The 12,324-nt window shown below is 41.6% G+C and carries 12 protein-coding genes; 1 reads left to right on the forward strand and 11 read right to left on the reverse strand.

The window, feature by feature from the left end; all coding sequences use genetic code 11:
• Positions 1 to 19: 19 nt before the first annotated feature.
• From B5E64_RS11210 to B5E64_RS11240, 7 genes are all read right to left on the reverse strand, one after another.
• On the reverse strand, positions 20 to 1,642 hold the full coding sequence (locus B5E64_RS11210) for a hypothetical protein (protein ID WP_087168597.1): 1,623 nt from the start codon (positions 1,640 to 1,642) through the stop codon (positions 20 to 22).
• Positions 1,624 to 2,820 (reverse strand): hypothetical protein, encoded by a 1,197-nt coding sequence (locus B5E64_RS11215; protein WP_087168598.1) that lies wholly within the window; start codon positions 2,818 to 2,820, stop codon positions 1,624 to 1,626. Before B5E64_RS11215 ends, B5E64_RS11210 begins: the two co-directional genes overlap by 19 nt.
• Entirely contained in the window at positions 2,817 to 3,689 is an 873-nt protein-coding gene (locus B5E64_RS11220) for an ABC transporter ATP-binding protein (RefSeq protein ID WP_087168599.1), read from the reverse strand. The genes B5E64_RS11215 and B5E64_RS11220 overlap by 4 nt, the downstream gene beginning before the upstream one ends.
• Positions 3,690 to 3,699: 10 nt before the next feature.
• Positions 3,700 to 4,839 carry a hypothetical protein gene (locus B5E64_RS11225; RefSeq protein ID WP_087168600.1) on the reverse strand — a complete coding sequence of 380 codons (1,140 nt, stop codon included), beginning with the start codon at positions 4,837 to 4,839 and terminating at the stop codon, positions 3,700 to 3,702.
• Between the two features lie 3 nt (positions 4,840 to 4,842).
• Positions 4,843 to 5,835, reverse strand: coding sequence for a hypothetical protein (locus tag B5E64_RS11230; RefSeq protein ID WP_087168601.1), 993 nt, complete (start codon positions 5,833 to 5,835; stop codon positions 4,843 to 4,845).
• Positions 5,836 to 5,904: 69 nt separating this feature from the next.
• Positions 5,905 to 7,143 carry a HAMP domain-containing sensor histidine kinase gene (locus B5E64_RS11235; protein ID WP_087168602.1) on the reverse strand — a complete coding sequence of 413 codons (1,239 nt, stop codon included), beginning with the start codon at positions 7,141 to 7,143 and terminating at the stop codon, positions 5,905 to 5,907.
• On the reverse strand, positions 7,131 to 7,793 hold the full coding sequence (locus tag B5E64_RS11240) for a response regulator transcription factor (protein ID WP_087168603.1): 663 nt from the start codon (positions 7,791 to 7,793) through the stop codon (positions 7,131 to 7,133). The genes B5E64_RS11235 and B5E64_RS11240 overlap by 13 nt, the downstream gene beginning before the upstream one ends.
• 301 nt (positions 7,794 to 8,094) lie before the next feature.
• On the opposite strand from B5E64_RS11240, the gene B5E64_RS11245 reads away from it, so the two are divergent.
• Positions 8,095 to 8,469: a helix-turn-helix transcriptional regulator gene (locus B5E64_RS11245; protein ID WP_138373276.1), complete on the forward strand. Its 375-nt coding sequence runs from the start codon at positions 8,095 to 8,097 to the stop codon at positions 8,467 to 8,469.
• A 27-nt stretch (positions 8,470 to 8,496) separates the two neighbouring features.
• On the opposite strand, the gene B5E64_RS11250 is transcribed toward B5E64_RS11245, so the two are convergent.
• Genes B5E64_RS11250 through B5E64_RS11265 form a run of 4 tightly spaced genes read right to left on the reverse strand, consistent with a single transcriptional unit; the run spans position 8,497 to position 12,303 of the window.
• Entirely contained in the window at positions 8,497 to 10,278 is a 1,782-nt protein-coding gene (locus tag B5E64_RS11250; RefSeq protein WP_087168604.1) for a lysozyme family protein, read from the reverse strand.
• A gap of 29 nt (positions 10,279 to 10,307) precedes the next feature.
• Positions 10,308 to 11,087, reverse strand: coding sequence for a class B sortase (srtB, locus tag B5E64_RS11255; protein WP_204247062.1), 780 nt, complete (start codon positions 11,085 to 11,087; stop codon positions 10,308 to 10,310).
• Positions 11,088 to 11,103: 16 nt separating this feature from the next.
• The gene (locus tag B5E64_RS11260; protein WP_087168605.1) at positions 11,104 to 11,883 is read right to left on the reverse strand and encodes a DUF6674 family protein; all 780 of its coding nucleotides are present in this window, start codon (positions 11,881 to 11,883) and stop codon (positions 11,104 to 11,106) included.
• Positions 11,884 to 11,895: 12 nt separating this feature from the next.
• Positions 11,896 to 12,303: a DUF6075 family protein gene (locus B5E64_RS11265; RefSeq protein ID WP_087168606.1), complete on the reverse strand. Its 408-nt coding sequence runs from the start codon at positions 12,301 to 12,303 to the stop codon at positions 11,896 to 11,898.
• Between the last annotated feature and the right edge of the window lie 21 nt (positions 12,304 to 12,324).

The raw sequence follows: 12,324 nt of genomic DNA on the forward strand, positions 1-12,324 counted from the left end.
TTCCCTTTCTCAAATTATTTTACTTGTATATTATTCTACCATTTTTATACTCTAAGCTCTGCACTTGCGTCGTATCAGAAACTACTACTGTTTCATAACTTGTCGGACGAAAAATCTTGTAAAGGCGTTCTCCTTGAATGTAATAAATATTATTTCCATCTACTACAAAAGAAGTAATAGATCCTTCATCGGAAAGCAATTCATCCACTGTCTGCTCACGCTCAAGCAGTCCCCAAAAGGTTGCTGTATTATCAGATCCACTTCTGAAGTACATCTGAGTAGAAAAATTTTTTAAATTAATTTTATAAATCTCAAATCCGTCTCCAACATTCCCTTGAGTTGTATAATAGCAAGCATTTTCATCTACATAAATGCTGGAGATAGAACCATATTGATCAAAGGGATCACGAGTTAACAATATAGTTTTCCCCGTTACTTTATTAGTAGCAGTAATAGTATTTTCTACCATATCCAGTTCTACTGTATAGTTGCTATTTTCCCCCTGTGACGTATCTCCCAATAAATTATAAGAAAATTCATTCGATTCACTTTGACTGCAACCAGTTAATGAAAACATTGAAAGAAAAAAAGCAGATAACACGAAGAGTGAGCGAACTGGTTTTATTTTCTTTCTTCCAACATAGCTTCTACAGCATAACCAGAGCAATAAACAAATAATAAATAGAAAAAACATCAACAAAACTCCTAATTGTACTGGCGAAATTCCCTGGAATGTCACAATATCAATTAAATTCCATTCTTCATCATAACCTACTTCCGTCAGTTTTCCCCACAAATAGCCGGTTCCAGCCAACAAGCCTGCAGGAAGCGGCAGGATATATTTAAGGAAGCTGCTTCCAATCAGATGAGGCAAAACTGAAATCGCTATACCCGAAAATGTCGTTAATATTGTCTGCTGAAACAAAACGGAAAACAGGGCAATCAAAACCGCAAGCCATGCAGCCCCTAAACATCTGCAAATAATTACTATCACATAAGCCTGACCAATTGAAATAAAATAAGGAGAATTTTCAAAAAAGGACAAACTTTGCAAAGGATAAGATACTCCATCTACCCCAACAGATAACGCCACGACAGAAAATTGAATTAGCTGAAACAACATCGTAGTTCCAATAGCCAGTGTTATCATTGTAAAAAGCTTTATTCCGGCTAATGTAGTTCGACCGTTTCGGCATGAACGGAGGATCTGCGCCATACCACATTGATATTCTCCACAAAAAACCGGAACACAAAGAGCCAAAAGGCATAGAATCAAAATTGCATTTACTCCATCATGTGTCAACAGAGTATTCCAGCCTCGTTCATCCATGATATAACGATGCGTAGTATCTTCTTTCGCATAATAATATTGATTATAAACAGTTAGGAAAACATTCTTTTTGGCATCATTGTTCTGTATGACTTCTTCATATTCTGACTCCATCTCCTTTGACTTCTCCTCTGTAACTTTCCCCTGCCAGCGGTTGATATATGCCTGATAAGTATCTTCATTCCGATCAATTACATAACTGCTGTCATATCCTCCAACTGTACAAAGCACTGCATAAAAAGCTAAAGAAAGCAGAAGAAGTAAGAGCCATTTTTGATGAAATACAATTTTTTTTATTTCCACTTGCAGCATAATTTCCTCCTAATTGCCATAATCAGTAGATATGCCATTACCATTTGAACGATCAATACAATAAAAATCTGAAGAACGTATATTCCTCCAAAGCTGACGCCCAAAAGTCTTTCTAATAGTAAATTTCCGTTTGTTAGGGTAAATGGGCTAATGCAGGCAAGGACTTGTTTCCACCATACGGAAGAAAGCGCCCATCCAGAACAGTAGTTTAATATAATACATAATCCCATTCCTGCCAGGCATGGATACATTGACTTTTTAAAACAAGCTGACAGAAAAATTAGTAAAAGCACTGTCACGCTGAATCCGATAGCCTTAGCTCCACAAATCAATACATAAAACATCAAAACTGATCCGGAAAAGGGAGTATTTCTGTAACTTTCAATAGCATAAAGGGGACTATTCCATCCTTCGAACCCGCACAAAAGTCCAAATACCAGCAAGTTAAACAAAGCAAATAAAGCTGTGATTAACCATGAAAATATTACTGCTGAACCGCATTTGGAAAAAAGCATTGGCCACCTGCCCCGCTTGCAAGAAGATAAAATTAAAATCATTCCATTTTCTTTTTCACATGTAAAGGCAGGGGCTACTGCTAAAACGAGCAAAAGAAGTATCAGCAAATCTGAAAAATCATAGGACAGCAATGACTCCCATCCATCATATAAATAAAACTCTGAAATGCTACGTCCATTATAGTGATCCAGAATATAAGCATTTTTTGTTGTTTCTGCTTTATTTTTATTTTCTTGATAAAATTTCAGATTTTCTTCTGCCTGAGTCAGAACTTTTTCCATTTCAGAGGAATATTTAACACTGTACTCCATATATGGATAGAAATAACTATGGAATAAGTAATAGTCTCCAAAAATATATCCACTGTAAGTTCCTTCCTGCGGTTTACGGCTGTATGTTCCATCTGCCGTTAGTTTATCCAGTCTTTGATATTCAGACGTTACAAAGCTAACCGTTTTTTCTGTAATTTCACCCTTAACTTTCTCATAAATTTCATTGTATCCCGCCTGCATACCGCTTGTATTAGCCGCTACAGGTTTAATCTCTCCAGATTTGTAATCTGTAATGATTTTGACTGTATTTAGGCATAAAAACAGTATCAGCGCAATTATCGTATAACGTCGCAGAATATTTTTTCTGGCTTCCAAATAGAAAAAATTCATACTTGTCCCTCACTAGACTGAAAAAATGTATACAAAAATAAATCATCTAAGTTTGGAGCAACCGGCTTCGCATTTTCAAACGGCTTGTCATTATTCACAACCCGGAGTAAATATGACGTTCCCTGTTGTTTAATATTACTTACACAATAAGTATCTACCATTAAGGCCATATCCTTCTCGTTGGCAAATATTTCCCATACCTTTCCTTTGATACTCTTCTCTAGTTCACTAGGTGTTCCCTGCATGACAAGTGTTCCTTTCTGCAGCAGCAAAATTTCTTTGGCAATGTATTCTACGTCGGAAACGATATGAGTAGCCAAAAGAATTATCCGTTCATTTGCCAGACGTGAAATAAGATTACGAAACCGAATACGCTCCCCAGGATCAAGCCCCGCCGTAGGTTCATCCAACACCAATAACTTCGGATTATTTAAAATTGCTTGTGCGATTCCCAGCCGTTGGCGCATTCCGCCAGACAGCGATCCAATTTTTCTGCTGTAATGTTCTTCTAAATTGACAAACTTCAGTGCTGAGCCAATACTCTCATTAGCCTTATCTACGCCCTTAAGCTGACACATATATGTTAAAAATTCCCGTACTGTAAAATTTGCATAAAATTGCGGATACTGAGGCATATATCCAATTTTATCAAAGTAGCGCCTTCCCATTTTAGCAGTATTTTTTCCATCCAAACAAATCGTTCCGCCATTGGCAGATAAGATTCCAATTAAAATGTTAATAAGTGTTGTCTTCCCGGCTCCATTCGGTCCCAGCAAGCCGTATACTCCCTCTGTCAAAATGGCAGAAACATTTTTAAGTGCCGGGTATTTTCCGTAATATTTTGTAATATTTTGAAGTTCCAGTTTCATAAAGTATACCTCACGAAATATCTACCGCTTGTGAAAGGGTATTACCGTTATCCGTTCCCAAAGCGGCATAAGCAGAATGACCAATTACTAAAATTTCATATGGTTTACAATTTGTGTCCATCGTATAATTCTGTTCTGCCACTTTTGTACCATCACTGACCTTATAACTCCGCACAAAACCGCTTGGACTGTCACCACCAGCACAAGTTACAATGTACTGACCATCTTTAGATACTGCAGCCAGACCGCTTTCTTCGCCACTCTCCACTCGTATCTCTTTTCCCTGTTGCTTCCCTAAATCTATAAAGAGAATAGAACCAGTTTTTGCCGGACCGCCCATACTATCAGGCAAAACAGTGTCAGAAACAGCCGCATACTCTCCATTCACAGTAAGAGCAGAACCAGAAAAGTCACTGGCTGTAAAAACAGCGACAGTATCATTCTTCAAATCCACACTGCCATATGCCGTATCCTTTTCCTGGCCCGTAATACTTCCATAAAACGCAAGATAATTACCACTATCGCTGTATCCAATTGCCTCATAATAAACCTCTTCATTCATAGAAACAGATATTTTCTCCTGCTTCTGAGTAGCAAAAGTATATTGATATAAGCTGGAACCCTCCGCATATATAAGAGTTTTCCCATCAGGTGCGACAGAAAAGACTTGTCCCATTATTCCATTGACAAGAGTCTCATCAGATAATTCATATTGTTCTATCAGATTAAGTTTCTCGTCAAATAACCAGTAACTCAATGTTTCCGCAGAATCATTGCCCGAAATTATTGTAATACCGTCCGTTTTCTTTACATCTGCCGCCGTTGGACTGGACAGCATTACAATATATCCTTGACTGGTTCTGTCCGTCAGCAATACTGTCTGCGCATTTTCAAAAGAGTGAGAAGCAATTACTGTCCCGGTAGATAAGTCAGTTAAATTCAGTTTGTTAGCATCGTAATCATATTCCGGGGATAGAAAATCGTTACGGTCATCTGTACTCTGATTCAATGATTCGCTATCAGTCTCCTGCGAAGCTTTAGCGTTATCACTTAACTGATTACTCATACTTTTTTCTGTTTCATTATTACTGCAGGCAGTAAACAGAGATAAACTAATTATTAGAGTAAGTAAGATCTTTATTCTTCTCATACCTCATTCAGCCTCCTCGTTAACCAAAAGAACAGATTGTGTTTTAATAGGATTATTTATTTCAATGTTTTCCGGGGTAACGGCAATAGCATAAATCGTATTTAGTTTTCCTAATTCTGAAGTATCAATTTGAAATGTAGCCTCTACCATCTCATTTTTCACTGTACGCACAGAAAGGTAGTCTGTTCCGTCAAGTTCAACTGGATGATGATTAACGAATAAAGTAATATTAAAGTCCGCCTCCGGGCCACCATAAAGCTGCACCTTAACTGTTGCCGTTTTACCGTCAGTCTGAATGTAATTGTCATCTTCCACTCCCAGAGACAAGGTTGCCGTTGTGTCCAAAGTATCTATAGCGTTCCATGCTTTCAAAGTATCTAATACGTCCTGTGGCACATCCGTTACAGAATAGTTTGTATCCGCAACTTTTAAAGTCTGCTTAGGTGGATCTGTCTCAAAAGAAATATAGCGAGAAGTGGTAGCAGACTCTTGATGATAAAATCCGTATCGTGGATTATCTGTTCCTTCTGCCACAAAACTCGGCTTCAAAATGGTAACAGCCATAATAGGAACTGATTCTCCAACCGCACCTGTCACGGGCTGAAATACCATGTCAAAATTCTCTTGCTGCTCATAATCCAGATTAAAAACCTGCATATAATTTTCTTCTAGCACTGTACCGTCCTCATAAACTGCTGAGTAGGGTTGCGCCACGCCGTCCACAAACAAAAGCACTCCAATCTCTGTAGTCATACCAGCAGACGCTCCAGTAATAGAAAATGGAATTTCTAACGGTTCTCCTTGATACTCATAGACTGCATCCATTGCGTCCTGAAAACCAAACTCAGCAGATCCAACTTCATTATCTGCTGGTTCTTCTTCAAAATAAGCGTCTAAATTTTCTGTGTCATCTGTAGACTGTTCCTTTGTCTGAGATGTACTGCATCCTGTCAGCAAACAGGAAAAAGTCAAAAAAAGAAAAAGAAATTTACGCATAAAAAACTCTCCTTACTTATGTTGATAAGGAGAGCATAAAGAAAAAAAGTCTATGTTTGGTCAATCAATTTAAATTTTTTCTGCACTTATTTTCATTTGAACGCAAGCCCCACCCATGTTACTTAACTGCAATTCGCCGCCAAGTTTGTGACAAAGTGTATTACAAATGGAAAGACCTAATCCAAAGTGATCATTTTCCGTATTTTCTTTAAAAAAAGGTGTAGCCGCAGAGCAGAGTGCTTCTTCTGAAAATCCAGCACCATCATCATATATTCGTATAGTGAGCAAGTTCTTCTTCCAATCAGCCTCCATAACAATCTGATGACGAGCAAAACGTATCGCATTGGTAATTACATTATCAATCATGCGGTGTGCCAAAATCACATCCAGCATAACCTGATATTCGGGAATTTTTTCAATATTCATAGAAAAATGGAGATGATTCCGCTGCGCTAAAATAATATATTCATCTTTCTGTTCCTCAAAAAATTTTCTCAACGAACAGGCAATTGGTTTCACAGGAAGAATATCCAGAGCCTGCACTTCCCGTATCTCGTTTACATATTGCTCCAGCCGATCCGTTGCGAGAGAAAGATTGTGTATTGTGTTCAGCAATTTCTTTTCACTTATGCGCCCTAACGGAACGTTACGTGACAAATATTCTGTATAACCTTTCATAACAGTGATCGGGGTCCGTAAATCATGAGCAATAGATGCACTTAATTTGCGCCTCTCCTCCATCATGCTCCATGTTTCCTTGTTGCTCTTTAGCAGGGCCTCACGCATTATATTCATTGCCCTGCAAAGTTCTCCCATTTCATCGGTGGCCGGATACTCCATACAAAAATCCAAATCATTTTGAGAAATACGGTCAGCACTTTGCAAGAGCAGAAACAGTGGCCGCTTTATTTTCACTGAGTAGAACATCCATGCGCAGAAAATTGTACCAAGAACAAAAAGTAAAGTAGGTACAATAATCATAGCTGCCTTTGCCACATAATAAGCTACACGCTGAACATTGTTTAAATTGGCAATTTGATATTCAGTGGATAATATCACTAACTGTCCATTTTCTCCGGGAACAATTTGCTCATCATCTGCAATAATCCAGTTATATTCGTCCTCACTCTGCTGAGGGGATGTGATTTGATAATCTGTCACACTTGCCAAAATCTTATTTTGTATTTTAACGCAGGTAAAAATAGTCAATGCTGAAAGTCCTGCAACAAATACTGCCATAACAAGTACAAGAGAGATAAAAGCTTTGCGAAGTGGCATGGAACGTAACCATTTTTTTATTTTATCCATTTATATCCGCACCCCCAAACAGTTTCAATATACTGTGTTCCAATCTTGTTCCGAATACGGCGGATATGTTCTTTTACTACTGCATTATCAGCATTACCTTCAAAGCCACGGACTCGTTCATAAATCACTTCACGGCTAAAGACTTGACCGGGATGTAGAGAAAGTAATTCCACAATATCAAACTCAACTTTAGAGAGTTCGATTATCTTATCTTTTCGCAAAATAGCTCTTGCTGCGTAATCCACCATAATGTCATCAAAAACCCGTACACTGATTTTTTGCTGGATACGGCTTTCACGACGCAGATGTGCTTCTACTCGTGCTGTTAGTTCCGCCAAACTGAAAGGTTTCATAATATAATCATCACCTCCGGCCTGTAGCCCTGCCACACGGTCTGCCTCTTCAATACGTGCCGTCAAAAATAAAATCGGACAGGTTACATGATCCCGGATAGCTCGACACAAATCAAGTCCATTCATGCCAGGCATATTAATATCCAACAAGATAATATCGGGCTGTTGAGCCAGTTTATGTAGGGCTTCTTCACTATTCTTCGCTGTAATTACCCGGTAATTTTCTAGTTCAAATTGATCGCAAAGCATATCCAGTATCATTTGCTCATCATCTATAATCATAATTGTATAACCCATAATTATCACCTCTTTGGCATTATAATAGGGAAATGTCTATAATCCGTCAAGTTTACTTATTTTTTATTACTTATTTCTCTCTACATTACACTGTAACATACTCAACTTAAAAGCAGCCAATTCTATTTCCAGCGTATATCAAAAACCTTAAACAGTATCTCTTATATTTCACTATATAAGCATTATATTTTCTCTAAATAAGATATTAAATCTCCTGTATTAAGAGATGTTACTTTCTTTTATAGGAGATGTAATTTCCGTAAAATAACTTATAGAATTATGGAAAATGAGGTGGTGAAAAGTGGACGATAAAAAACTATTTAGAGAAAACCACTATGGAATAAATTTTGCTCCCATTGGCAAGGCAATTGAAAAAGCACGGGTTGAAAAACGTATTACCAGAGAGAGCATAGCTGAAACTGTTGATTATTCTGTCCGCCAAATTCAGGCGATTGAAAGAGAAAACCAGCTTCCCAGTGTCCCTCTACTTTTATATTTGTGTAAAATTTTCCATGTTTCTCTGGATCATTTTATTTTTGACACAGAACCTATATCCAAAAGTTCTATCCGCAGGCAATTAGATTCTGTTCTAGATACTCTGGATGACAGAGATCTGTTGGTTATTAAAGCGACAGCAGAAAGCCTATGTAAAGCAAAAGAAACAGCAGAGGATTGACCTCTGTTTTTCTTTTGCCATTTTAGATCAATAGGCAGGCACTCCATATCCTTCAATCTGCTCATAACCTATCGGGTAACTCCGTCTGGCCACTTTATCCCCGCTGTTTCCTTCTATTGTATAAATGGTTCCGTCTACCACGCTTTCCACAATCCCTACATGGTCGATACTCCCGTCATTTTTCCAGTCAAAGAAAACAAGATCTCCAGAGGCGGGAACATAGCTGCCATCCATGAACTGGCCCCGGCTCTCAAACCATTCCATACCTGCGGAACAAAGAGAAAATCTGGGTATTACACCACTTTCGATATAACCGCACTGATCAGCGCACCAACTTACAAAGCAGGCGCACCATTCCTCCCGTTGTGCAAATCCGTACCAGCTCCAGTAGGTGTCTCCTCCGTTGCCTTCCTGCGTCAACGCCACCTGCACAATCGCCTGACTTCCGGTTCCTGTGGGGATACGTCCAAATACATAGTATCGCAGTACGTGGGATACATACTCCGTATCCCCGTAACCGCTCCACCCGTTCCGCTCTGCCATCATTGTAGAAAACTCCACCGCATTGGCATAGGTATATCCTCCATAATTCTCTTTCGCCCATGAGATATACCCGTTTCCATAGTTATAGCCCTGCAGTGCCAGTTTAATATTATTCATATCCACCGGACTTTCCACGCCTGCCTCCCGCAGACAGGCCGCAAGGTTCTGAATACCAACATCAATGGAATACTCCGGATCTGTGATCCCGTTTGGTGTATTGGGATAACGGGTATTGTATCCACACTCAGACGCCTGCATGGGATCGGTTCCCTGTCCGCCGCTCTCCTGCATCATAACCGCTTTGATCAGTTCTACATATTCCTCAATTCCGTACTGTCTGGCGTACTGCCGGATCAGTGGCTCATATGCCTCCACCTCGGCGCTGACAGGGGTAACGGTACTGGAATTACTTCCTCCCACCATGCTGAACAGCGCTCCAAATAGAACGATAATTACAAGTATCAGCACCACGATCCAACCGCCTGCAAGGATAGCAGAGACAAGAGCCTTTGTAGCCGCAATAACAGCCTTCACTGCGGCTGATATAGCTTTCGCCGCTGCTTGTGCAGCCTGTCTTGCTACAACCGCTGTCCTCTGAGTAGTCAAAATCGCTGCTCTCGCTCCCTGGCCTGCAGCTCTGGCAGTAACCTCTGTAGTCCGGACTGCTGTGTATCCCGTTCTCTGTGCTGTTTTGATCGTCCTGCCTGTGCCTTTCACTGCGGCTTTCCCGGAAGTTTTTATAGAATCATGAGCTGTTTTAATTGTTTTCTCTCCCCGGTCAAGCGTCTTGACCGTCTGCTTTGGAAGTTCCCGGATCTGCGCTCCTTTCTTTACCGCCTCCCTTCCACCGGCGCCCTGCCTTCCGGCTGTCCGCCCGGTCTGCGCTCCTGTCCGGTTTTTTATCTGTTCTTTCGGCTGGTAAGTCTTTTCTGTACCGGACGAAAAAGAAGAGGCGGAAGGATCTCCGTTTTTCTCCCGGAAAACCTCTGCCTCTTTTCCTGCCTTGCCCTTTTCCCGGACAGCATGGATTACTTTCTTTCCCTGTTTTCCTGCCTGCTGAACCGTTCCACGGGCGGCTCTCTCCCCCTTTTCCATGACCTGATCTTCGGCATAGCCTACGGGATTTCCCTGTTCCTTGACCTGTGTCTGTTCTGCGCTGTCTCTTGTCCGGATATAGGCCCCTTTCATATGCTCCGCCGCTGTCACTGTTTTATCCAATACCTTGATATCCTTCTGGACGTGGCGGGTTTTGATCGTTCTTCCCATCGCCTGCCCTCCTTTCGGATATGGGATTTTCAGATCTTCTTAGCCACAACCACAAGCCTTCCATTGGTATTGGAATATTCGCAAGTGGACAGAGTAAGCAGCTTGTCTCCATATGTGGCGGTCACTCCCGTATCATAAAGGGCAAGTTCCCTGCACTGCTCCACATAGTTCGTGAACTCTTTCTCCGTCTCTGCATGAGAAAAGAGATAGAACTTGAATCCGGTATCGTCATATACCGTGGTCTTGAATACTGCGATCACTTCGTATTCGGCGGTTTCCGTCAGCGTATCAAAACGGACGGTTTTATGCTGCTCATAGAAATCCCGATCCTCATAGTTCATCAGTCCGGCGAACATGGAGCCATTATTCATGTGGTGTCCGTAGATGATCACATTGTCGCTGGGTTCCATCGGATCACAATGCTCTGCGATATAAGGAACACCATAGGCGCTGGACTCCTTGTAAAAATTGTGTTTCAGATAATAGTCCGGGTTGTCCGGCGTATACATGACCGGATAGTTGATCTGCGTATCCTCAATCCGGATCCATCCGGCCATATCATTATTCATGGCAAACAGCTCGGCATACCGCTCTAAGGGAGAGACAACTTCCTGCTCCTCTCCTGCCGGTTCTTCCTCCGGCGTATCCTCTGTCTGCTCCACGATCTCTGCCAGTTCTGTAAATTCTTCTTCCGCTTTCTGTGCGCCCGCATAATGGTTGATCACTTGAAACAGCGACACGCCAAAAAGCAGGACGCATACCGTCAGTCCTGCCAGATACCATTTCCCTTTGATCTTCTGATGTTTCATTCTGCAATTCTCCTCCTTATTCTCTTGCCTGCTGTTTAACCGGAACCGGCAACTGTGGAACCATTTTCTTCTCCTCTTTCAATTTTTTCAATTCCCCTTTCACGGATGGTTTCTTTTCCTCCTTCTGCACGAACTGTTCCAGACGTTTCCTCACATTGCCCGTGGTCTGCTCCATGCTGGAAAGCCTGCCGCTGATCGTCAAAAATGACTTGCGGATTTTTGCTGTAATCCCCCTGTCTGTGGCCTGTGGTTCTACTTTCTCCCGTTCTTTCCCTCGGAAAATCCTGCCCACGTTTTTGATATGGCCGCCTGCAGCGTGGAGTTCCCCGCTTAAGACTTCCATTTTATCCGCCTGCCGGTTCATACTCTCCATCGCTCCGTGAAGTCTTTCCTGTATCCGGGCAAGAACGGACGGGATCTTCATAGCTGATACTGCTTTTTGCAGATCGTCCTTTCCTTTCTCTTTAAACGTCTGCAAAGCACTTTTTGCGGACTGGATCAGATTTTTCCGCACCGTATGGAACTGTCCTCCAACTTCCTGCACTTTACCCTGTGCCTGTTCAGCGATCCGCAGGACGGACGCTTTCACGCCTCCGTCCTGGATCTTGGATAACTGTTCCTTCACATCCCGCAATTCCTCAAGCACCTGTCCAAACTGGGATTCCATTCCATCCAGATACTTTACAAGGGATTCCACTTCTTTCTGCTCTTTTTTAAGCCCATTTCCTTCCAATACCCGGAACAGTTCCAGGATCTCCGGCTGTTCCATCAAAGCCGTCTGTCTTGCTGTCTCCATCTGCGCTCCCTCCTATCGTTCTCTCTGTGCGTTCTGCGGTTTCATGGCCGGCAGTTCCCGGCAGTAATCCGGATATTTCAACCGGATCGCCTCAAAAAAGTAAGGCGCATACCCGCAGTCAAAAATCTCATACGGAGTGGACATCTGCTCGTCTCCCTTCTCTGTGTAGCCGTTCCAGAGATTGAAGGCAAGCCTTGTCAGACGGATGGAACCGCCTGTCTGCCACCCTTCATGCAGGGCCGATGGTTTTATATGCCCCTGTTTAAAGTCAAAAATCCGCTCCACGTTTCTTCTGGTGGTATCGGAAATCCCCACGCAATAGAAAAACGCCTGATGATAACTGTCTGTGTTCCCGGTTCTCTTGAGCATGGAATAAAAGAAATTTTCGTGTTCCTTTGATTCAAATCTGATTGTTTTCATATGATCCCTCCATATACAAAC

This window comes from Drancourtella sp. An12 (genome assembly GCF_002160935.1).
In the GTDB taxonomy this organism is placed as follows: Bacteria; Bacillota; Clostridia; order Lachnospirales; family Lachnospiraceae; genus Sellimonas; species Sellimonas catena.